This window comes from Mycoplasma bradburyae, from assembly GCF_024339025.1.
GTDB classification, from domain to species: Bacteria; Bacillota_I; Bacilli_A; order Mycoplasmatales; family Mycoplasmoidaceae; genus Mycoplasmoides; species Mycoplasmoides bradburyae.
Window position 1 is genome coordinate 865417 of sequence record NZ_CP101415.1, and the last position, 25155, is coordinate 890571.

At 28.2% G+C, this 25155-nt stretch carries 21 protein-coding genes and 1 pseudogene; all 22 read right to left on the minus strand.

Annotated features, from left to right (window positions below):
* Positions 1-8: 8 nt before the first annotated feature.
* Complete coding sequence (locus tag NMG77_RS03490) at positions 9-1646, minus strand: alpha-amylase family glycosyl hydrolase (protein ID WP_255045781.1); 1638 nt, start codon at positions 1644-1646, stop codon at positions 9-11.
* The gene (locus NMG77_RS03495) at positions 1633-3660 is read right to left on the minus strand and encodes an alpha-amylase family glycosyl hydrolase (protein ID WP_255045782.1); all 2028 of its coding nucleotides are present in this window, start codon (positions 3658-3660) and stop codon (positions 1633-1635) included. The genes NMG77_RS03490 and NMG77_RS03495 overlap by 14 nt, the downstream gene beginning before the upstream one ends.
* A gap of 155 nt (positions 3661-3815) precedes the next feature.
* Entirely contained in the window at positions 3816-4499 is a 684-nt protein-coding gene (locus tag NMG77_RS03500; RefSeq protein WP_255045783.1) for a winged helix-turn-helix domain-containing protein, read from the minus strand.
* Positions 4500-4568: 69 nt separating this feature from the next.
* A complete protein-coding gene (locus tag NMG77_RS03505) occupies positions 4569-6407 on the minus strand; it encodes an alpha-amylase family glycosyl hydrolase (RefSeq protein WP_255045784.1) in 1839 nt (612 codons plus the stop codon).
* A 609-nt stretch (positions 6408-7016) separates the two neighbouring features.
* Complete coding sequence (locus NMG77_RS03510; protein ID WP_255045786.1) at positions 7017-7166, minus strand: hypothetical protein; 150 nt, start codon at positions 7164-7166, stop codon at positions 7017-7019.
* A gap of 2 nt (positions 7167-7168) precedes the next feature.
* A complete protein-coding gene (locus tag NMG77_RS03515) occupies positions 7169-9355 on the minus strand; it encodes a DEAD/DEAH box helicase family protein (RefSeq protein WP_255045788.1) in 2187 nt (728 codons plus the stop codon).
* On the minus strand, positions 9348-10703 hold the full coding sequence (locus tag NMG77_RS03520) for a site-specific DNA-methyltransferase (RefSeq protein ID WP_255045790.1): 1356 nt from the start codon (positions 10701-10703) through the stop codon (positions 9348-9350). Before NMG77_RS03520 ends, NMG77_RS03515 begins: the two co-directional genes overlap by 8 nt.
* Positions 10645-11016, minus strand: coding sequence for a type III restriction endonuclease subunit M (locus NMG77_RS03525; protein WP_255045791.1), 372 nt, complete (start codon positions 11014-11016; stop codon positions 10645-10647). Before NMG77_RS03525 ends, NMG77_RS03520 begins: the two co-directional genes overlap by 59 nt.
* Positions 11017-11183: 167 nt before the next feature.
* Positions 11184-12578, minus strand: a complete 1395-nt coding sequence (locus tag NMG77_RS03530) for a site-specific DNA-methyltransferase (RefSeq protein WP_322098514.1) — start codon at positions 12576-12578, stop codon at positions 11184-11186.
* Positions 12488-12886 (minus strand): type III restriction endonuclease subunit M, encoded by a 399-nt coding sequence (locus NMG77_RS03535; protein ID WP_255045792.1) that lies wholly within the window; start codon positions 12884-12886, stop codon positions 12488-12490. Before NMG77_RS03535 ends, NMG77_RS03530 begins: the two co-directional genes overlap by 91 nt.
* Before the next feature lie 365 nt (positions 12887-13251).
* On the minus strand, positions 13252-14046 hold the full coding sequence (locus tag NMG77_RS03540) for a hypothetical protein (RefSeq protein WP_255045793.1): 795 nt from the start codon (positions 14044-14046) through the stop codon (positions 13252-13254).
* A gap of 91 nt (positions 14047-14137) precedes the next feature.
* A complete protein-coding gene (locus NMG77_RS03910; protein WP_392391127.1) occupies positions 14138-14284 on the minus strand; it encodes an IS3 family transposase in 147 nt (48 codons plus the stop codon).
* Positions 14285-14388: 104 nt separating this feature from the next.
* Complete coding sequence (locus NMG77_RS03545; RefSeq protein WP_255045794.1) at positions 14389-14682, minus strand: hypothetical protein; 294 nt, start codon at positions 14680-14682, stop codon at positions 14389-14391.
* Positions 14683-14739: 57 nt separating this feature from the next.
* Positions 14740-14814: pseudogene (locus NMG77_RS03915) on the minus strand (hypothetical protein); the annotation flags it as partial.
* Between the two features lie 616 nt (positions 14815-15430).
* A complete protein-coding gene (locus tag NMG77_RS03550) occupies positions 15431-15556 on the minus strand; it encodes a hypothetical protein (protein ID WP_255034599.1) in 126 nt (41 codons plus the stop codon).
* A gap of 152 nt (positions 15557-15708) precedes the next feature.
* Complete coding sequence (locus tag NMG77_RS03555; protein WP_255045795.1) at positions 15709-16257, minus strand: restriction endonuclease subunit S; 549 nt, start codon at positions 16255-16257, stop codon at positions 15709-15711.
* Between the two features lie 145 nt (positions 16258-16402).
* Positions 16403-17497, minus strand: coding sequence for a hypothetical protein (locus NMG77_RS03560; protein WP_255045796.1), 1095 nt, complete (start codon positions 17495-17497; stop codon positions 16403-16405).
* Positions 17498-17499: 2 nt separating this feature from the next.
* A complete protein-coding gene (locus NMG77_RS03565) occupies positions 17500-18705 on the minus strand; it encodes an ABC transporter ATP-binding protein (RefSeq protein ID WP_255045797.1) in 1206 nt (401 codons plus the stop codon).
* Positions 18706-18716: 11 nt separating this feature from the next.
* The gene (locus tag NMG77_RS03570; RefSeq protein WP_255034603.1) at positions 18717-19763 is read right to left on the minus strand and encodes a sugar ABC transporter permease; all 1047 of its coding nucleotides are present in this window, start codon (positions 19761-19763) and stop codon (positions 18717-18719) included.
* 2 nt (positions 19764-19765) lie between these two features.
* Positions 19766-22807 (minus strand): ABC transporter permease subunit, encoded by a 3042-nt coding sequence (locus NMG77_RS03575; protein ID WP_255045798.1) that lies wholly within the window; start codon positions 22805-22807, stop codon positions 19766-19768.
* A 3-nt stretch (positions 22808-22810) separates the two neighbouring features.
* The gene (locus NMG77_RS03580; protein ID WP_255034605.1) at positions 22811-23227 is read right to left on the minus strand and encodes a hypothetical protein; all 417 of its coding nucleotides are present in this window, start codon (positions 23225-23227) and stop codon (positions 22811-22813) included.
* 156 nt (positions 23228-23383) lie between these two features.
* Entirely contained in the window at positions 23384-25153 is a 1770-nt protein-coding gene (locus NMG77_RS03585) for a hypothetical protein (protein ID WP_255045799.1), read from the minus strand.
* Positions 25154-25155: the final 2 nt, after the last annotated feature.

Genomic DNA, 25155 nt, shown 5'->3' on the forward strand with positions numbered 1-25155 from the left:
ATCTTAGTCTATTGTTTAATTAATACTGATTCAAACGGTCTTAAGAATGTTGTTGGCTTCTTATTATCAACATAGGTTGATAATAACTGTTGCCCTTCTATCTTAGGTATTGTTATCTCTTTATTCGTAAAGTTAATAAGCGCTACTATAGTTTCATTATTATATTGTCTAGTAACAGTTATTAGATTATTATCATCAATCTCGATTGATGATTTTCCATTAACAAGAAGATCGTACAGATCTTCTTTTCTTAATCTAATAAGTTCTTTATAGAAGTGATAGATACTATGTTTATCATGTAAAGCTTTATTAACATTAATGGTTTCTTTGTTACGACCTAGGTTAATTCAGGGTTTGAACCCTGAATTAAACCCTGCATTGATCGAATCGTCTCATTGCATTAATGATCTACCAGCATCACGGGAGTTGATGTTGCAATATAGAATCATTTCGGATTCACTATAGGTTTTATTAAGATCTACTAGCTGCTTAAACCCATTGTGAATATCGACATCAACAAATTCATTACGAGCATTAAAGTGGGTGTTAAGCAATCCGATTTCTTCACCATAATAAATGCAAGGCACCCCTTTAATGCTCATTAATAATAATGCTTGGGTTTTGGCAGCTACTTCTCTAAATAATCCTTCATCACTCCATCGCGAAATGCTTCTTGAAGTGTCGTGGTTAGATAAAAAATTCGTAAACATTCCTGGACGAATTTTTTCATTTTCTTGAAATGGTTTTTGTTGCTTAACAAATTCTTTTAGATCCCAATTAGGATCAAAACCATTTCTACCTGTTTTTTTAGATCAACCAATTCATCATCAACTAAAGTTGAAATAATTACTAGCTACTTGATCATCGCCATCACCATATTTAAGTAATTCATCAGCTGTTATTCCACTAGCCTCACCTAAAGTATAAGCATCAGGTTTGTCCTTAAAAGCTAATTCTTCGAATGCTTTTAAGGCTTGAATTGATCCATCACATCAAGCAAAGTATTCATTATGATCAACTTCGTTAAAGTTTTTTATTACGTGCTTGATAGCATCTAGTCTAAAACCTTTAACACCGATTGCATACCAGAAGTCGATGACTTCTGCCATTGCTTTAATGGTTGCTGGGTGTTGTCAATTTAAATCAACTTGTTCTTTAGCAAATAAATGAAAATAATAAGCATCAACACTACTAACATATTTCCAAGCAGAACCACCAAAGATACTATTAGCTTTCTTTTCTTGCTCGGTTAGTTTATCTTTCCAGATAAAGTAATTGTATTCAACATTATCACGTGACTCACAGGCTTTCTTAAACCAATGATGTTCATTTGACACATGGTTTAAGACGATATCCATTATGATATCAATACCTAAGGTATTAGCCTTTTGAGTCATCTCTTTAAACTCATCCAATGTCCCAAATTGTTTTCATACACTCTTATAATCCAAAACATCATACCCAGCATCAACAAACTTAGTCTCATACGTAGGACATAATCAGATCGCATTGATTCCAAGGTCTTTTAGATAACTAAGTTTCTTAGTTATTCCAACAATGTCGCCATCGCCGTCATTGTTGCTATCATAAAAAGATCTTGGAAATATTTGATAAATAATCTTATCTTCTAATTTAATTGTTTTCATTATATTCACCTAAAACAAATGTTGAATGAGCATTAATAACACCTTTAGTAATCTTAGTTCTTGAACTTAAGATTACGTCTTCTGGGTTGAATTTGTATTCATAATTTTGTTCGCCAAAATTATGAATTACCACAATATTTTTATCTTGATCAAAAACCTTAAAGATAATAATCCCTTGGTCTGGATCAATTAGATCAAACTTAAGGTTTTGGATCACTTCTTGGTTAGTTGCATACCTAAAGTATTTAGTGTTGTTTCTAAATTTATTTAGTTGTTTAGTAAATAAATAAACATCACTAAATACTTTAGGATCATTTAAATGATCTCATTTGATTCCATTAACATAATCACTGGTTTTGTAAGAATTAGAATGATAACTATTCTTATCAGGTTGTTCGTTAAAGTAATCATCATAATAAGATACTTGAGCGCGATCATCATCCATTCCACTAATATCATTAGGTTTGGATTGTAATAACTCACTTCCGCCAAGGATTAGTTGTCTAGATACTGTTAGGATTGACAACATTAATCCTTGGCGGTATCTTTGAATTCTTTCATCAAACGATAATCCTTTACTTGAAACATTTATCTTATCTCATAATGTCATCCCATCATGACAATGACTATAAGCAAGATTAATCCCTATATCGTTAGCATATTGATCATAATCAGTATGACTAGAATTGTATTGTGAATCAAAGATATAATCTTTGATTCCTCCTACTATTGATACAAGGTATTTATCAAATAAGGTTTTATTATTCTTAATAATTAAACCTGGATCATTACTGTGATCACTTCCTTTGATAGCATCACGGATGCTATCATTAAAATAAGCAAATTTTATATTGTTGGTAGTTATTCCTTTAATGTAACTATCCTTGTAATCTAGATCACTAAACTGTCAGGCTTCACCGTGTAATACTATATTAGGTTTGATCTTTCTTAATTCTTCACGAATTTCATCAAGGGTTTGCTTGGTAAGAAAACAAGAAAGATCAAACCTAAACCCATCTACATTAAATTCCTTAACAAAATATACTAACGAATCAATTATTAATTTTCTTACCATTAATCGGTTATCTGCTAACGGCGGATAACTGACTGGAAATGTCTTAGCATCGTTTCTATAATAATATCCATCTAAGATATTATTAAAGATACTATTAGTCATCATATGGTTATATACAACATCTAATATGATGCCAATGTTATGTTTATGAGCTTGATCAACGAATTCTTTAAATTCGTTGATTCTTTGATAAGGATCGTCTAGATTATCAATATAGATACCATTAATACTAAAGTAATTATGTGGGTCATAGCCCCAGTTATAATTAGTAGATCATTTAGTAGCTTGTCCTTTTAGGTAGATCTTGGTATCATAATCATTTACAGTATATGTTGCATGGATTGGAAGTAGTTGTAAATGTGTGATAGCAAGATCTTCAAGGTATGGAAATATACCTTTATTTATAGCTGTCTTAAAAGTACCTAGCCGTGATTTGAATTGACTTTGATCTAATAAACTACTAAAGTCCCTAATATGTAGTTCATAGATCAAAGGATCTGTTGAGTTATTTAATGAACTAATTAAATCACGAGGTTTGTTTCCTGATTTTGGTGAATGAATATCAACAAAAGCAGCTTTAGCTACCTTATCTTCTTTTTGTTCTCAATTAAATTTACCTATACTATAAGCATAAGGATCTAGACAATAAGTAATACTATTGTCTTGGTGGGTAATTCTGAACTGATAAAATTTTTGATCATAACTCTGATCGATTTCTATTGATCAGACATGATCTTTTTTAGACATTAAAAAAGTCTTGCAAGGATCCTTATCCTCATTATGATCAAAAATTATCAATTCTACTTTGTTAGCTAGTGGTTGTCATAAACTAACCTTAATCTTATTATCTTCATAAATTAAACCTAATTGTATTTGAGTGTTGGCGTAACGATTATCAAACTCTTGATAATCGTTGATATTACTAGTTTGACGATCCATAATAAGTTAATTATAAAAAGTTAGAACTAGCAAAAAATACAATTCTTGACGCGTCAAATTAGCTAACAAAGTTGATGTATCAACTATGTATAAAAACGAAATAAGTACTAATAAAATACTTATTTCGTTTTAGTGTATAGGTTATTATTTTCTTATTAAAATAATGAAAATTCTTGATGATTAAACTTAAAGTGTTTGGGATCTATATAGTATTTACCAGCAACACAGATTGAATCATTATCATAACCAAAGAATTTTACGGCTAATGCTGGTTTGCAACCGAATTTAGTTACATCATCAAATTCTAATTCATAAACTACATTAGTTAAAGTTCTGCGTTCATTTAAGATATCAATCATTGGAACGCTTGGATTAATAGTTTCATGCTCACTAACATTTTTAAGTGAAACAAAGATTTCACTTTCGCCCATTAGTTTATCATTAATATAGTAACGTTTATTGAATTGTCTAAATCCATCGATGAAAATAATATGTTTTTTCATCGCCCACTCAGGTAGTTTTAATTCAGTATCTGGTTTGTTAACTAAAACCTCTTCACCTTCAACCTTTTCAACATTTCATAATAATCTTAATGGCTTGATTAAATTATGAAAGTTCTCAGCAACAAATCTACCCCTTTTACGAATTGAATATACTGCTCCTAACGCACTTAATTTTTGGTAAGCAGCTACAACAATATTTCTAGAACAATTAAATTTGTTCATTAGTTGATGCTCACTAGGCAAAATCTTGTTAACAGGAACTTTACCTGAATCAATTAGATCAAATAGATATTCAACTATTTGTTGGGTTTTCTTGTCGGATTTAGTTATCTGCATATCTTTATAATTTTATAAAAGATATAAGTAGTTTAACAATTATTTTAAATAATAGCAAAGCTTAGTATTTTATTTTTTCAACAACTCAAATACAACAAAACCATTTTGTTGTATTTCTATATTTCAACTATTATTCTTAGCTTTGTATAAGAATAATGGCTTAAAATAAAAGTCTCTTGATATTTTTAATAACTCTAAATTCTTATATCGATAATTACAGTAAGCAAACATATATAGTTTGTTAGGATTCTGATAATCCTTACGAACTATAATGCTTGAATAATCTTTAGAATCAACTACTAGTTCTGGATCGATTATTGTCTTAGGATCAGTTTTGTTTATTAGCGGGTTAAGTTTTCTTAACCCACAAATAAATTGAATTAGTTTATATATTGAATTATCTTTGTTAATTAATTCTTCAGCGCAATCTAATGAATTAGATTGGGTTAATAACACATGGTTTTTGTTGCTATTAGTTTTATCATCAACAAAGAAACAGTTTTGTTTAGAATCTTTTCATTTAATAGGTTCTCGTAATCCTGGATCTCCATAATTACGAGAACCATAATAGCCTAATTCATCCCCTGCATAGATAATAGGGAATGATGGTGTAGCTAGCATATTGAAAATAGCAAGTTTTAATGCATCTAATTGATCTTGGGTTAAGGGTTCATGGATTCTTTCATCATGATAATTTAATACTTCTTCACGATAAACATCTAACCATCTTCTGGTGTCATGGTTATTTAGCAATGGAATTCAATTAGCATTCTTTTTATGATAATGATTAACTAGATTTAATAGTTCATCATAAGTAGTTCTTATATCAGGAGTATTGGTTCAGTGCTTGTATCCATCATAGATCGTGTTTAATGACTCCTTATTACAATACTTAAGCGCTTTTAATGGATCAGTAAAGATCCATTCACCAAACATAAAAGTTTTGTTATCTTTTGTAATATCTTTGCTTGCTTTTCTAAGCAAACTAAAAATTTTTATTTCATCAAAATTGTTTTTAGTTTCAATCTCACTTGAAAAGTATTCACCTATCGCATCATACCTAAAACCATCTACACCTATTGCGGTTCAAAACTTTTGAATCTCGATTAGTTCATTTATTACATTAGAATTATCTAAATTTAAATCTGGCATTCCTTGCCAGAATCTGGCTAAATAATGTTCTCCAGTTGGTACTTTGTTACCAACTGGATATTTATCTCTTATAAATTGATCATCTTGTTTAATATCATCATCTATCTTAGTATCAACAAAACGATAAAAGCTACGATAATATTGATCGCCAGCTAATGCTTTTTGAAACCATGGATGTTCATATGAAGTATGGTTAAATACCATGTCTAAATATACTTTTATACCTCTTTGATGAGCTTGATCTAAGAACTCTATAAAAGCATTCATTCCTCCAAGTTGTTCAGCTACATCACAATAGTTGATTACATCATATCCATGATAACTACTAGAAGAATGAATGGGACTTAATCATATTTGATCAACACCTAGTTGATCAATATAATCTAGTTTATTCTTAAGCCCAATAAAATCACCTATTCCATCGTTATTACCATCACAGAAGTTATATACTAGTACTTGATATATTACCCCTGTGTTTTTAAAATTAGTTAACTTATTAGCTTTTCTATACTTCTTATCTTGCCCCTGAGTTGAATTATCTATTTGGTTGTATTGATAACAATATTTTTTATGTTGGTAATTAGCTATTTGTTTGTTATTGTCATCTACTAGATAATGTTGATGACAATAACCTAAATGTTCATGATCTTTTTTATATTTAGGATCATTTCAATTACCCATTGTTCTTCTTTGATTAGATAAATATTCTTGATATTTATCTTCATGGTATTGTTTAAGATTATCTGGAGCTTTCATAATAATTGGTTGTTAAACCTTATTATAAATAGATAGATAAACCAGTAAGCTAAATTCTTAGCTCATCAAGAGGTATTTGTTTTTATCTTGCTTATATCTATTGTTGATAACTAATGTATTATGATTCTAAATATGCTTTAACCTTTTATTGCAAGGTTTTAAAATGATTTGGATATATTAGAGGTTAATATTACCTATATTGTTAAATATATCGATTCTTCTTATTCTTATTTTAATTTCTTCATTTTCAACTGTTGGCATAAGGAAAGTATTAAAATCAATTGTTAAATTATTTTCTTACACAAAATCCTTATATGCTAATTCATAGATGTATTGTTTAGTAAGATACTTAACTAGGATGTTTATTAATGCTGATAGAAAAAACTTAAACTATAAAACAAAACACTAGATTGTAATAATTTTAAGGTCAAAATTAGAAATTAAAAATGTATTAAGTATTTTTAGTAAGGCAAAAATATAAATTGGATAAGAAACTTAATTCAATAACAATTAAAATTAGTTAGTCAATAAAAAGTAACTCCTAGTTGATTTATTAAAGTTTTAAAATTAAGAAAACATTAATAAAATATTAAACTTGTTTCAATTTATCTAAAATTTCTTTATTTCATCATATAAAGCTTTTAGACGTTTGAATCCTACATTCTCATCATTCAATTTTTCATTAACAGATTCAATGGTACTAAACCCTTCCATTGATCCATTTCCAGAACTGTCTTTACTAGGTCTATAAATTACCATAGTTAATGTTTTATTATCTTTTTAGCAATTAAATTATCTTTAAAAGTTTCAACATATTTTTGATAATAATTCAATAACATTTCAGGTTTAGATAATTCACCTGTATCTTTATCATCTTTTATTTCCATAAATAAGAAATGACGATCTTTTATTACAAAAAAGAAGTCAGGAAAACTATCTTTAATTTCTGCAGGTTTGTCTTTCTTAGAACAATCTATAAATTGAAAATTTAATCCTTTGAAAACAGGGTTTACCGACCAAATATAATCTAAATTTTGATTACTAGTTAAACCTTTAAGAATCTTAATGAATTCTTTCTCATTAGATGAATCTAAATAAAGTTTATTTTGTTTGTCCTGATTTTGTTCATAAACAAACAATTCTTTAATTTCATCTATTACAGCAGTTTTAGGCTTATCGGTATTTACAAACATTTCATTAGGAATGCTTTCATAAGATAAAATCACTTTTTTATCGAATTCTTGTATTTTGTTGCAAGAAGCATAATGTGATTTTATATCTGATAAATAATCTTTTATGACAATGTATTTGTATAAACCTTCATCTATTTCATCAGTTGTTTTTTGAATTTCATCATATGATAGATCTATATAGTTCTTCTGATCCAAAATAAAGTATGCTTTATTTTGTTCTACAGCTTCGTTTATAAATAATTTTAAATCTAGTTTATCATAGATTTTACTTATTATTCTAGTGCTGGTCTTATCCTTATTATCTATCGCGTATTGTTTTTCTTCTCTTATTAAGTAATTATGGTTTTTATAGTAATTTATCAACTCATTTTGTCTTGATAAAAAGTTATCTTTATTAGATAAGATTTTAGTAATTTTGTCTATATATTCCGCTTTATTAAATGTTTTTTCTAGATTTGAAGTATCAATTTTACCAACAGGAAATAGTTTTTGTTTGTAAGGTTTTTTAAGAGTTCATCTTTGTTGGTTAACAATTCCATGATTCTTAAAATTTGAATAAATTCAATATTTAAAAGCTATATTATCTTTTTCAAATTTATATCTAGGATTTGGATTTCTTTTTATTCTACCTATAGTTTGGATATTTAAAGAATCTGAAAATATCTCTCTAAGTTGAACTAGCATAGTGGCTCTAGGAATGTCTCAACCTGTAGCTGGTCCGATTTTAATAAAGATAACATCTACACCAGAATTATTCTTAGAAAGGTTTTTTAAAGTTACACCTTCTCTTATATTTGAATCGTTTGTTGATTTATCTTCTGAAAAATATTTAACTCAACTAAAACCGAATTCTTCAACAACACTGATATATTTTTGCAGCAATTTTTGTATAGTTGATTCTTCTTCTTTAGAGCTCTTATTTTTGATTTGAATCAACATGGCAGGATTAGTTCCTAGTAATCCTGGATTGTCATTAGATCCGTATTGAGATTTAATTTCTTTAAATTTTTCACAAGCAATTCTTAGAATTCTTTCATCATCAATTTCATCATCTTCAGGAATTCCTTCATTAAAATGTTGATCTCATTTTAAAAGTTTTGTTTCATCGGCAAACAATTCTTCTTCAGTTATTTCTACAACTTCACTTTCTTTTTTTGGAGTTGCAGTCATAAAAATACTAAATGATGCAATTTTAGCTATTTTAGATTCAAAGTCTTCTACATCTTTAGAATTCTTTTTCTCAACACCAATATGCGCTTCATCTCTTATGTAAATTAAGTCTAAGTTATCATTATTCTTAATGTCATCGAATAATGAATCAATTATTCCTCTTTCAGTAAATAATTTTCCACCCCCAAAACTTGATTTACCAAAAATCATCACTCTTTTATGTTTAGGGAGTAATATGAAATCTTTTTCAGTTTTAGTTTTAGATGAACTTGGTGAATCTTGAAAATCTATTTCTAAATCAGTATTACTTAAATAGATTTTGTAATCATTTAATTTAGTTTCTAATTGCTTAGGTAAATCAGCACTAGATGGAGTAGCAATAATAAAGAATAATTCTCTTTTATTCTTAATTTCATTTTTATTGATTATTCTATCAATCACATTAGCAATCATGAAAGTTTTTCCGCTTCCGGTTGGAGCTTTAAAATAAACTTTCTTTATTTTATCTTCTTTATTAACTCAATAATCAACTAATTGATTAACGGCTTTTTCTTGAACTTTACTTAATATAAATTGTTTATTCATGTTGTTCCTTATCTATAGTTTTAAGAGCTCTAAGTTTTATTAGTTCGATTTCTTCTGGTTTTTCTAACCCGAAATTCTTAAGCATATTTACAACATTCATCTCAAACTCTTTCACATCCTTGTTGTTTGAAATACTTAAATCCATTTGTTGTATATCATAAATATTAAACCCTATGTTGTATGGTTCATTTTTCTTCAATCATTTGAATGATTCTCCATCAGTACCTTTACCTTGAGATATTCTATATATTCTTTCATAAGCAATTCCATAACCTGTATCATTTTCATTATTAGTTACCAATGTAAAAGTTCTATTTCCGTCATCTTCTCTGTTTAAATCCATAACTGCATGAGCTGTTGTTCCGCTTCCAGCGAAGAAGTCTAGTACTCTAGCATTTTTATTGCTAGTCATATTTAATAAATACTTTATTAAATCTACTGGTTTTGGATGATCAAAAACTTTTCTATTAAAAATATTTTTTTGTTCTTCTGTTCCAACGGTATTTTGTGAAGCTTCAATGATATTAGAGAATTTACTAGTTCTTTCTAATGGATTGTTGTTTTCATCAACATATTGATATTGTTTTGAATAAATTTTTCCATTTTTTACAACGATAAAATCATTTTCTAATCCTCATTTAACTTTTTTTTCGCTTCATCTTCATCGTCAATCCTTTTGAGCGTGATTACCTGATTTTCTTAATTTTCAGTTGTCTTCTGAACCACCTGCATAATACACAATATTATCTATGGTAATTGGGTAATCAAGCCCTTCAGATCACGTTAATGATGCTCTATCAAGTTGATTTAATTTAAATTTTCCACGATACGCTTCATATTGATCACTTTCCTTATATGAAGAATCTCCGTCAATGTCTTGCTTTATGGAATTAAGTTTTAATTGATTTATATTTTTAGAATAAAATAAAACATACTCCGTAAGTTGTTTTATATATTTCGCATCAGCTGCAGACCCAGAATTTTTCTTTTGATAATTTAAATTAGCTATAAAATTCTCTTCACCAAAAATCTCATCCATCAAAACTTTTAAGTACGCATGTTCGCTATCGTCAATTGATACAAAAATAACACCATCTTCTTTAAGAAGTTTACGTGCTAGAACTAATCGCTCTTGCATCATATTTAATCAACCGTTGCGACTAAACTTATCTCTATAAATGAACTTTTTGTTTTCTTTATTTTCTTTATCATCAGCTATACCATTACCATCTTTAGCAGCATGCTCTGTATTATAGGGAGGATCAATATAGATTACATCATATAAGTAATTATTGCTCTCTCTCTCTCTCTCTCTGATTTTCGATGAAAATCAGAGATTTCAGCGCATCATAATTTTCGCCAATTATTAAAGTATTTTTATCAGACATTTTACCTTTAACTGACTTATCTTCGTTTTTAGATAAGTAAGTATAAGTAGTGTTATTAGCATTTGGCGCTATATCAAAAACAAAACCCGTTTTTACTCTCTTTATTAATAATTGATAAGCATTAACAAACTTTTCTTCGTCACAATTTTCTTGATTAATTAAAGCTTTTAAAATATCTTTAATTAATTGTTTTTGATCATCATTTAATGAAAGTTTAGATATTTCATCTAATTTTGAATAATACTCATTCAATATTTGTTCTTTATTAATCATTTGATCCTTACCTATGTATATTGCTTTATATTATTTTATATGTAAATTTTTCACAAAAAGAAGAAATTTTGATGCCTAATCTTTAATGTTATCGATAACAAAAGCCTTAATATATACTTTAAAGTTTATAAAGCAACTTTTTAATACGTTGAATGTTTAAATTTATTCTAGTTATTAGATAAAGATTTAAGCGCTCTAAGTTTTATTAATTCGATTTCTTCTGGTTTTTCTAACCCGAAATTCTTAAGCATTTTAACAACATTAGATTCGAATTCCTTAATATTATTCTTACTTGAAATACTTAAATCTATTTGTTGAACATCATAAAGATCAAAACCGATATCATATGGTTTATTTTCATCTAACCATTTAAATGTTTCATTGTTAGTACCCTTACCTTGAGTTATTCTGTAAAGTCTTTCATAGGTAATTCCATAACCAATATTATTTTCATTATTAGTTACTAATGTGAAGGTTCTGTTTCCACCATCTTCGCAATTTAATTGCATAACTGCATGAGCAGTTGTTCCACTGCCAGCAAAGAAATCTAAAACTCTTGCATTTTTATTTGCGCATATATTTAATAAATATTTGATTAAATCTACTGGTTTAGGAAACGCAAATATGTTTTTGTCAGAAAAGATTTCAATCATTTCGCTCCCACCTTTTTGTGAAAATATTTTTTCATCAATATAGTTTTCATAATCTTGACCAGCTACTTCATAGATTATTTTTTCATCTTTAGGAGAAAATTTTACATATTGATATTGTTTTCTATATGCTTGTCAGTATCCAGAATTATTTTTCTTTATTTCGATAAAACCTAATTCATTACCTTTATCAAAGGTATCCTTACTTCATGTATAACAACCGCTTTTAGGTTTAATAAGGTTTACATGTAAATAGAAATCCGAACCATCAGGAGCTTTTATTGGGTAATCTAGGCTTTCTTGGTATTTAAAACTTCCTGAAGATGATGGTCTGAATAAGTCAGTTAATTTATATGCACCTCTTTCTTCAAAATATTTGTCCTTATTCGTATATCCTAATTTTTTCAATTTTTCTTGATCATGCTTCTTATAATTGAAATTAGATATAGTTAAATTTTTCGAATAAACAAGGATGTATTCACAGTTACTAACTATTTTATGGATAGTTGATGTGTTACTTCCAGGACCTACTTTTTTGATTCAAGTTATGTTCGCAACAAAATTCTCTTCACCAAAAACATCATCCATCAACACTTTTAAGTATGCTTGTTCATTATCGTCAATTGATACAAAAATAACACCATCTTCTTTAAGAAGTTTACGTGCTAGAACTAATCGCTCTTGCATCATATTTAATCAACCATTGCGACTAAACTTATCTCTATAAATGAACTTTTTGTTTTCTTTATTTTCTTTATCATCAGCTACACCGTTACCATCTTTAGCAGCATGCTCTGTATTATAGGGAGGATCAATATAGATTACATCATATAAGTAATTATTGCTCTCTCTCTCTCTCTCTCTCTCTCTCTCTGATTTTCGATGAAAATCAGAGATTTCAGCGCATCATAATTTTCGCCAATTATTAAAGTATTTTTATAAGACATTTTACCTTTAACTGACTTATCTTCGTTTTTAGATAAGTAAGTATAAGTAGTGTTATTAGCATTTGGTGCTATATCAAAAACGAAACCTGTTTTTACTCTCTTTATTAATAATTGATAAGCGTTAACAAACTTTTCTTCGTCACAATTTTCTTGATTAATTAAAGCTTTTAAAATATCTTTAATTAATTGTTTTTGATCGTTATTCAATGAACTTGTTGATATCTCATCTAATTTTGAATAATACTCATTCAATATTTGTTCTTTATTAATCATTTGATCCTTACCTATATATATTGCTTTATATTATTTTATATGTAAATATTTGGCAAAAAGAAGAAATTTATCAATTATTTTTTATTTAAAAATATCAAATTACAATGAACAAAAATTAAATCTTTTGGAAGGTAAACAGTATTATTAAAAATCAAATATTATGATTTATTAATCTTTACATAAACAACAAGAAGAAGAAGAAGAAACTAAGATTGGTCCGAACAAGTTATAAACATACAAGACATAAACAGAAAAATTAAACACGACGGTTTATTTATTTTTTATTTAATTACGAAATTAATTTAACCAAACACAAAATAAAAACAACACTTAAATTGTTGTTTTTATTTATTATCTAGATTACTTTAATCTGTTTCTAATTTTCGATATTTTACAAAGTTTTGGTATATTGGTTTTATTGTACCGTTATAATTCGTTGTATATTTTCCAAGTATTGCAATATCATATTTAGCATTTATGTCTATATCGTCTTTATTTATAAATCTTCAAACCTTTGTTTTATATTTTCATTCATTATTTGCTTTTTTTGTTTTTAGTATTAGGTTATAAAATACATTATTATTTGATTTTACATCTTTTGATGTTTTATTATTTTTTGGAATTATTTTTTCAACATCTAATTTAACAGTTCCATAAAATATAAATTCTTTTTCGTTATCTTCAGGTTTTAGAGGTCTATTAATGCTTTTTGTAGGTATTCTTATATATTTTCTTTTTTCCTTATTAAATATATCTATAAAAGAATGTTCATGATTCAAACCAGTTACATAAGTTTCATTTAATTTTTCATTATCTATACGTATATTCAACAATGTATTCAATCTTGCTTCTAGTTTGTCACTTATTTTCTTTTCACTATACCCTTTTAAAAAATCTTTAATTTGATCCGTTTTTTCATATATGTATGAATACGAGCATCCTTCTTCATGATTTGATGAGGGTAGTTTTGATAAATATTCTCTTTTTCTTGATGTTTTATGTGTGAATGATAGTCCTGCTATCTTACATTCAGGACAAAACATTCTTCCTCTAAAATAAGATATGTCTCCATTTTTTATTTTATATTCGTGTTGAACTTCTGATATCGAATGACAACTATTATCTTTAATAAAGAAGAATTCATAAAAAATTTTATACATTTAATTTCTCTGAAGGTACCCCAAAAACACAGACCTAATGCAGCACATCAAGCGCTGCTATTTTTTGTTTAGTAATTAAATTATTTATATACTAAACAGGATTCTTAAATCCGAGTCTGTGTTTTATTCTATCTTCATTGTAATATTTAATATATTTATCTATAGTTCGTTTTAGTTCTGAATAACTATTGTAGGTTCTATCGTAATAAATTTCTTGCTTGAGAATAGCAAAAAAAATTCTCTATAAAAGCATTATCTAAACAATTATCTTTTCTAGATATGCTTTGAAAAATTTTAGCTTTTTTAGTTTCTCGGAATATCTCTTCATCTAATACGCCCAACTTAGATCTGAATGAAAGGTTCTACGATAAGAACAACCTCTGAAGTAACCTTAATCACCTTGTTCAATACATTCATTATGTTCTGTGAAGAAGGTTGTTTACTAATTGAATAACTGATAATTTCACCATTACATAAATCTATAAATGGACCTGAATAAAGTTTTTCTGTCACCTTAACGCCCTTTTCATTTATCAAGTAATATTTGAATTCTGTAGTGTCTGTAACGATTTTTTGGTTAAGAATATTCATTGAAAAACATATCTTAATTCAATTAAGTGCAATTTTTTCCAACATTACCTTTATAAGAGTTATATTTACGATTTTTCTTGCTGTAAGTTGTTGCTTGTAAACTTAATTTTTAACTAATCTTTGAACTTTCTTTTTGTTTATTAATAAACCACCATGCTTTAATTCAGTATGTATTCTACGATAGCCATAACCCTTATTTTACGCTTATTTGAATAATTTTATCTTCAATTTCCTTATTAGGATTAAGTCTATCTAAGCGAGATTTTCAATAATAAAATGTGGTTTTGAAAATATTAGCAATTAATAGAAGGTCGTTTAATTTGTGTTCTTTTTGGGAACTGATGACTGCACGCGACCTTCTTTCATTTTCGCTTTGTCCATTTTTCTCAGTTTTCTTAATTCTTTTAAAAATCAACTTCTAAATTTAATAAGTATATTTCTCTTTAGAACTCCTTTATTGCTTTTTTTAAAAAGAAGACTTATCTTATTATTTGGCTATTTTTCCGTATAAAAGCTTTATTTTTTGTTATTGTTCTTCGTATTTTTTAAAACTACTTTTATACCATGTTTAGAAGGCAACAAACCTAATGGACATAATTTTTGATAGTGAATTACTAAATATTTAACATAGGATGAATTCGAAACATTAAGTTTTCTGCTATTTCTCTATAGGTGGAATCCTTCTTTAAATATAGTTTTATTATACGGAGTTTTCATCAAATGAATATTTCTTATATTTCCTGCGTTTTTGCTTTTTTTCTTAATGATTCCAATTCATATTCTTTAAAATCCTTTACTTGATTTGCGATAGAAATTGGTGTTTTATGCCGTATTTCTTAGCGATTGTATTATATCCATCTTCACAATTTAGATATGATTTAACTGCTTTCTTTTTTGATACATAATTGTATTTAGACATAAAAACTTGCCTCCAAAAAGTTTTATGTTTTTTTTGGGGTCAGCATAAATTAATAAATAAAAAATAATCTGAGAAATGTTTGTATAAGCAAGATCTAAAAATAACTTTTATTTGTTTATAAAAAAGTAGATAAACGATAATTTATTAATTTCTTAATCAATCGTTGCTTGACCATTAATTAATAGTGGTAATAGAAAATCTCGAAGTTTGATTAATTTTTCGTTTTCATTATTATTTCGAGTTATCAGTTTTCTATGTTTTGTAGCAAATTCTTCGAAAATATTTAATTTTTTTAAATCTGGAACATAAACATTATAAGTATTTAAGCTTTTTTGAACAAGTTGTTTTTGAACTGTTCCCGTTTGTAAGGATGAAGCATTAATTTTTTTGAAATGCTGAAATAAATATTCTTTATATTGAAAATTTGTTTTCAATTTTATAACCATTAGATTACCATTTATTCATGAAAAAGCATCTGTAATTTTCGGAATTCCACAAGTTCCTCTACATGATAAAACTAATTCTTGATCCTTATGATTGTAATCATTATAATAACCTAATACGCTGTTAGAACCATAAACTTTATATTTTCCGTTTTTTATTATTTTTTTAAAACTTATAGTTTCTGGTTGATACATAATAGCAATTTCATTTAATTTGATTTTCTTAAGTTGATTTGAACTAATTATATATTCGAACATTTCAGTCATTTGCTGTTTTAAATTATCGTTTATAACAAATTAACAACTACTTATTCTAATAACAAAAGAACCTCCAAAACTTATGTGTTTGGAGGTTTGTAATTTCTTATTTATTTATATAAACTAACTATCTATTCACAACAATCTAAGTTTTAATTAACCCTTCTATCTCTTTCTTAATAGGTGAATTATTAGTATGATCAACTGAACTATTTAAGATTGTTTCAATCTTATTAGATAGTTCAGTTGTATCTTTCATCTCTTGATTAAGAACTGTAGAATTAGTTAAATAACCATATCTTTTCTTAGCTTGGATACATAAGATAACTATAACTAAAGCTAATGCTAAACTTAATCACATACCTCAGTAATTAATTACCTCTGGGTTCTTAAGGGTGTTGGGAATTGTAACTTCGTTGGTAATCTCAACACCAGATACTTCTGTAACTACTGTTTTGGTTATATTACCATCTACCACTTGGGTTTGAATTGGTTTTAATGATATTAAAAAGAATGTTGCGATCAAAGCAGTTACACATAATCCAACAATATATTTATAGATTTTATCTCCATTTCTAGTTCCTTTAAATAATCATCTTAATACGATAGCTTGAAGAATAGTGGCTATTAAATACAACACTAAGATACACGAACTAAGAATGTTAAAGATATTTTCTAAAGGTGCTGAGTTAGGTACTGAAACTAGAACTGCATTGATATATGCATTAAGTAGTTTTGAGATATTAATTTCATAACGGTCGAATTGATTAGAATAATCAACTAAATACATATTAATACTGTCAGGATTGTCACTATATACTTTACTAGCTATCTCTCTAAGTTGGGAAATATAATACTTCTCTGTATTATCAAACTTTAAGAAAGACCCGAAAGCAATCGAATTATGTTGGGGTGATTTTTCTAGAAGAAAATTAATGATTCTTGTTCTACCAGCCGGACATTGACTATTAGATTCATATACCTGGGTTCCTTGATATAAGAATCTCCCATCTTTTAAACTACCTATAGCACTGTCTTTATTAATCGATAAATGTTCTAATACAAACTGTTTATCTTTATCGACAAACCCAGGGAAGATTACTATGTAATAGATAAACAGTGCTGCACAGATAACAATCAATATTATTGTTAATATTGATAATATTTTTCTTGTTTGATACTGACCAAAATGTTTAGGTCTTGAGATACAGGTCTGGTTATGAATATAATTATGTTTCATAACTAATTTATCCTTTGTTCTGATTGTTTATCAAAGATATGGATTCTGTTCAGTACGAACGATACATAAACTTCACTGTATAGTTCATACTCAACATCATTAGGAGCATTAATAATTAATTCAAAGGTTGTATCACCAATAACTACGGCTACTAATTGGTCTTTACCAATTAGTTCGATATTCATAATTGTTCCTTTGACACTATTAGGTAGTTCTTCTTTAGAGATCTTGATGTCTTCACTTCTAAAACCAATAACAAGTTCTTGGTTTTGTGAAAGTTTTTCTTTAATTGATTCTTCTACTTCTAATTCAACTTTGTTGTTGGTTGAGATAATCTTATTATCTTTATAAGTTGCTTCAAAAGTATTCATAGTTGGAGATCCTATGAATTTGGCTACGAAAATATTGGCTGGTTTGAAATACAACTCACGACCTGTACCAGATTGTTGAATTGAACCATCATTAAATACAACAATCTGGTTACCCATAGTCATGGCTTCTAATTGGTCGTGGGTTACATAAATACTTGTGGTTTGTAACATTCTATGAATGTTTACAATTTCACGACGCATGCTTTCACGGAGTTTAGCATCTAAGTTAGATAATGGTTCGTCCATTAAGAATACTAATGGTTTACGAGCAATCGCTCTACCGATTGCTACCCTTTGTCTTTGACCACCTGAAAGATCTTTAGGCTTACGATATAAATAATCTGATATCCTTAAAATTTTAGCTACGTCTTTAACTCTTCGGTCAATAACATCCTTGCGTTCTTTAGCAATCTTTAAACCAAATGAAATGTTGTTATAAACATTCATATGCGGGTACAACGCATATGATTGAAACACCATAGCTATGTTTCTTTCATTTGGTAACAAGTTATTATACCTTTTATTGTTAAATAACAAATCGCCCTTGGTAATTGAATTAAGCCCTGCAATCATTCTTAATAGAGTTGTTTTACCACAACCACTAGGTCCTAGAAAGATACAAAACGTTCCTGGTTTAATTTCTAGATTAATATCTTTTAAAGTATATTTCTCATTCCCTTCATATTTCTTTGAAACATTAACTAATTTAATATGAGCACCATTAACTGCTTTGGTTTCAGAACCTAATTCATTAATTAGTTTATCTAGATCAATGCTATCAAAGCCTTGATCTAGATCATCTTCTAATAGTTCATTATTGATATTTTTATCTTGCATAATTCTAATTATTATCCTTTAACAGCTCCATCACTTAAACCACCTATTATGTATCTTTGCAGATACATAAATAGAACAAATGCTGGTAGAGAAGCTAATAATGTACCCATAGTATAAGCACCAGCTTGTAAATCTTGTTGGTTACTTAAGAATAGTTGTAATCCACTTGCTAATGTTTTATCTTGTTGGTTTGGTAGTACCAAACTAGGTAACAAGATATCAGTAAATGGAATTAAGAAAGATCACAAAGCAACCATAATTAAGGCAGGTCTGATTACTGGTAATAAGATCTTGAAGAATAATCCTCAGTTGTTACAACCATCGATTTTAGCTGAATCATCTAATTCAGATGAAATCGTATCTAGATAACTCTTAACCATAAAGGTGTTACCAGCAATCGCTCCACCTGAATAGATTAGTACCAACATTATGATTGGTGATACTTTGATATCAGTCCCTAATTGAACAATAATGTATAGAACAATTAAAGATGATGTTGCTGGGATCATCTGAATCAACATTATGATTGTTAATGAATGTTTTGATCCTGCGAATTTAAATCTTGAATAAGCATAAGCATTAAGCGCAACAGCTACAGTTGATATTAAAGCAGTAAACCCAGCTATATATAAAGTGTTTTTATATCAATCCCCAAAGTATGATCTGGTTTGTGGGTCTAGAATGTATTCTGTTCCAAATAAATTAAAAGTAGATGAATTCTTTTCTCTTAGAGCACTAACAGCTTCTGCTGTTAATTGATCTACATTACGATATTTAAATAAATAGAATAAATTGTCAAACCCAAATTTAAATGGGGTAACTGTAGCAACCCGTGGGTTGTTAACATTAAATGAAGCGATTAACAAACTAATTACTGGGAATAGGATGATTAATGATCAGAATACTAATAATAAGTAGTTAAAACATAATCATACTAATTCTGATTTAGTAGGCGGTTTAGCATCTAGTTCATTAAATGTTAAACGCTTTTTAGTTAACTGGTTCGGATCGATTTTTATACAGTCGAATGTCTTTTGATAAATCTTAGTTTTGTTCATAATTAATCTTTTCGACTCATTGATTTAATAAATCCTCTTAAAGCAATACCAATACTAAACATTGAAGCTAATGTAGCTAAAGCAGCACCGAATGCTTGGTTACCAGGGAATTGTACTCCTTGCGGGTTAGATAACTTAAATACTCAAGAAACAATAATATCCGTAGCACCTTCACCAAACGGAGTAGGTTTAGCATAAGCAGGACCACCATTGTTAAATAAGAAGATTGTTGTAAAGTTATTAAATGATCCTACGAATAAAGCGATTAGTAATGGCGAGATTGATAATAATAACTGTGGTAAGGTTAAATATCAAAATAAATGTCTTGATTTTGCTCCATCAACAGATCCAGCTTCATAAATATCTTTAGGTATTGATTGTAAATTACTAGTAACCAACATAAAGATCCAAGCATATCCAATTCAGGTTTGTACTATAATTAACAATGCTCTTGTTCAAGATATATCATTCAACCAAGATTTTGGTTGAATGTGGAACAAGTAAAACAAGATTGTGTTGATATAACCGGTTTCACCTGCTGCAAACATTGTTTTAATAAAACCTACAGTAACAAAAGCTGGAATTGCTCAAGGTAAGATAAAGATTATTCTAAAGATCTTTCTTCCCTTGATTCTTGGGTTATTAGTAAGTATTGCTACTAATATCCCAAGAGCTATTGGAATTAAAGTAGAAGCAAAAGTTCAGATCACAGTCCAGAATAAAACATTACCAACAGAACCTAATAAATTAGATTCTCGTAATGTTCATCATCGACCTCATTGTTCTAATCCTACCCAATCTACTGATCTATTAGGTGGAATATGATTAAATCCAATGTTAGTAAATGATAACAACACAGAAGTAACAACAGGTGATACGACAACAAACAACATTAATACTCAACCAAAGATTGAGATCATTCAAGGGAATCCTGAGGTTGATAACCATCTCTTAGAATGGCTTCATTGACTTGGTCGACATCCATAATACAACGCTTTAGCCACTCTATTAGCACTAATGGCTGATATCAAGAAATATATCAGCATAGCACTCATTAAGATAATTGATAAAACACCACCAAACAAGTAGTATCTAGCATCTCCATGATCACTAGCACCTAGATCTATAACTCCAAAGATACCTTTCATTTTCTCAGTATACTGACCTAAAATAAAAGGTAAGAATAATGCATAATTTACGATTGTAAATAAAAGCATTAAGATTCCTTTGATGTATTGCTTAAAGAATATTAATTCACAAGCACCAGGAATTAGAAAACCTAGTAATCAACTAAATCGTTTAACATTAATTGAAGTTTCTATCGGGATTGCTTTTTGAGCTTCATTAACTTTGCTTTCAAAAATCTTTTTATTAATCTTTTGTTCAGCAAACTCTCTTATAAATAATGTTTTTAAGGTTTCTTTGTTTCTTAAGATTTTTGAACTTAGTTTAAGTTCGTAAATTGCTTCTTTTTTAACTATCTTGATTTCTACTAAACGGTTCTTATAAGCTTGTTTAGAAATCTCTTTAGATGCTAACTTATCTTTTAATTCATTTAAAGAATCTTTATATTGTTTTTTGATTAAAGCTAACTTTTCAGATATCAATTGTTTTTCTTTATCTTGATCAGATTTAACATAAATCTGATCTAGTTCATGTTTAGCTATTATCTTTTCTTCAAGGAATTTGTTTCTTGTTATTGAATGATCTACTGCATAGTTTTTGTGAGCTGATGATACTGCGTTTTTGTAATCACTTTCATAACTATATTCTTTATATGTATTAGCAATTAATTCATTATATTTAGATTTATATAACGCTTTAGCTTCTTTGTTAATGGATAACTTATTTTTTGCTGAAAAGAAGTTATCATAAGCTATCTTAATAAAACTATTTGTAGCATTACTAATATATTTATTAGTAATTTCTTCTAGGTCGTTTAAGGCTTTTTGTTTGTTTAAGTTTTCTAATTCAGATCAATTGATATTCACTTGATCTTTAACAAAAGTTTCATTTGCTTGCAAGAACTTATAAAAGTCTTTATAGTTCTTGATTTGCAAACTTAGTTTTTGTTGTTCATAAAGTTCTTTTTTCTTTTCTTTAATTTGTTTTCTAGCTAAACTAGATTTATCAAAAATCTTTTGAATTTTTAACTTATTAGAGTTCTCAACTTCTAGTATTTGTTTCTTATGATCTTCAACTTTTAACAAAGCTTGTTTTTTAAACTCGTTTGCTTCGTTAGTTGCTTGCTCATACTTCTTGTTGTATTCGTTTTCTATCTTAATTAATCTTTGGTTTGCACTTAAGATAATATTTTGTTTTTCTTGTTCGTATAGTTGTTTATTTAATAAATATGTTTGATCGTATTTTCTTTTTAATTCTTCACGGGTGTTGTATAAACGTAATCTTCTTGTTTCTATCTTGATATAAAGATCTTTTAAATACTTACTAGGATCTGGTAATTTGTTAAGCAGATCTTTTTCATAACTTGATAAGTAAGAATCGATCTTTTTAAGATCGAATTCTTTATCATTAACATTATTTGTGTATGTAAGGATAGTCGAAAACAAACAATAAACTTTAGCAATCTCAGTTTCACTGTGATTGGTTTTTTTCTTAAGAATTTCAATATTTCTTAATTTATCTTCTAAGCTATCTATAGAATTCTTAAGAGAATTAATAAAATCATCAACATACTTTTTGTTTTGTTTTTTCTTAAGTTTTAACTTCTTAAGTTCGTAATTAAGAAGATCATTTAAAGAATCAACATAAGAAAGTTTTCTTATTGAATCTTTAAAAACTTTTAGCTTATTTTTATAAGCTATTTTGTGACTATTAAGTTCTCTTTGTAAGTTGTCAGTTATCTTTGTCTTAGCTCGAAGAAAAAGATCTTTATCAATATTGTATCTAGTTTTGATCTCATCCTTCATTCTTAAGAAAACATTCTCAACTTGTTTCTTATAATCCTTTAGGTTATTTGTTGTCTCTGGTAGTTTAGCTTCAAAACTTTCACCATACCAGTTATACAGTTTTAGTTTTTCCATAACCTAGACCGCTCTCCCAACATGTAATTTGTATTGTTCATATTTGAATGTTCTGCGTAGTGCGTGATAATAAAATAAGTTAATAACCAAAGCAACAACCATACTAGCTGATAATACTGAGATTACTGCTCCAATGCCAATCGCAATATCATTATGCCGTTGTATGCCTGTATAAAACGGCATAGCTATTAAAACAGTATAGATAACTATCCAAGTAAAATAGAATAAATAACTTACTTTAACCTTGTGTCTGGCTAGTGTAATGTAAAGCAAAAAGAATAACAGAGTTATTTCGTTACCTATATACGACAAGAAAACAGCGATCTTGCCAGAGCTGATAATCATCTCTTTAGCTTCTTGTCTGTTTTCTTGATTAGATTCATTTACCAATGTATCAATATAAGATTCTTTGAATCCCAAACTAAATGGAATACTAATCCATATGATAAGAAAAAAGGTTAATAAACTTAATATAGTTACATAACTATAAAATGCTTTTTTACTTATATTCGCCCTATATTTTTGATACTTCATTAGTTTTGTTTATTTTATTAATTATAGCTAATGAGTAAGGTATTATTGTTTGCTTGGACCGAAGTTGATTGTGAATGATTGCGCATCTTTAATAGTTGCTAAAGCAGTAGTCATAGAAGCGCTTAATTGATCGCGAACAACTTTTTTAAATGCTTCTTCATTAGTTACGCTATCTTTTTTAGATTTAAAGAATTCAAGGTTACCAAATGTTTTTTCATTTCATGAACCTCAAACTGTACCGAATTGTGGGTTAGAAACACCAGGACGTTTAGGTAATGTTTCAAAGATACCAGTTCCATTTTCAGCATATGATTTATCACTAGTAATTACATCTAATATTTTAGATACGATTGAAACATTAGAAGAAGCTTCAACTTTTTTAGCCACATCACTTAAAGTGTAATCAGAAGCCATACCATCTTTTTTAGGCATCTTAGATTGCAATAAACTTAGATCAACTAGCTTGTAAAGCAATGCATTATTTAAGAATTCATAGTACATTAAAGTAACAGCTTTTTTAATTGTTTCAGCGTTTGGCATTGTTTTAGCAATCGCATTCAACAATTTAGTAGCTTTATCAACTGCTGCATTTATTTGCTTAGTAACTTCTGCTTTAGCAGCATCTAGTTTTTCTCCAGTAGGAGCAGTTAAAAGATCAGTAGCTAATTGGTTATTAGTTAATATAGAAGCATCTTTACCATCACCATCATAACCTAGAATTGCATTTTCAAGTTTTCTGAAGTGAATCGCGTTACCATCAAATAATCCTTTGAATACAGTTCGTAAATCTTCAGGTAATGAATTAACAAATGTTTCACTTGGTTTATTTTCAGATACAGCGTTGTCTTTTAAGAATGTATTTTTAAGTTTTCAAGCTGCTTGTTCGTTTTCAATAGCTTTAACATTATCTGCACTAAAGATAGCAGCTAAAGCGTTCTTAAGTGGAGCAGCATCCATTATTAGTTCTTTATATCTATTAACTAATGATTCAGGTAATTTGCTATCTTTAATCTTATCTTCTCAAAGAGATTTCTTATTTAAGTAAGATTCATCTAAAGGCATTTTCGCCATAGTAGCATCAGTTACTGTCGCTTCTCAATCTTTACCTACTCAAGCTTTTAGTTCTAAAATCTTTTTACCTAATTCATTGTATTTAGCTAACAATTCATCAGAATTTGCATACATTAAATTAGTAGCTAACTCAGTTAGTTCTTTGTTGTTTATTTTGCTGTTTTGATCAATCGCTACTTTAATCTTCTTTTGAACAGATTCAAAGATAGGAACCTTAGAATCAGATAAGAAATATTGATAAGAAGCATTAGGTGAATAGATAGATAACAACATGTTGATGATTGCTAATTTTCTATCTTCACTAGCTGAAGTATTCATTTTATTTCTAACGATACCTCAAGATCAAGAACCAGGAGATTGTAAATATTTAACACCATCTACAACATTAGGTACTGTGAATATAGATTTAACGCCACCATTAGTAATAGCATTACGTAATTCTCAAGTACCAACCATACCAAAATCTAATTTCTTTTCTTTGAATAGTTGATAAATAGTATTTAGATAAGTTCCACCATCACTATTAAATGCTGTTTCTAAGGTGTTCTTTTGAATACCAGCTTTACCTCATGGAGTTTGTTTATATTGTTCATCAGTTAGTTTATAAACTGCTTCATATAACTTATAAAGTAATCCAGAGTTGTAATCTGTTGCTTTAGAAAATAAAGCGTGGTTTGGATCTGTAGTTAATCAACCAGATGAAGCGGCGTTGTTACCTCAATAAACTAGTTTTTCAATCAACG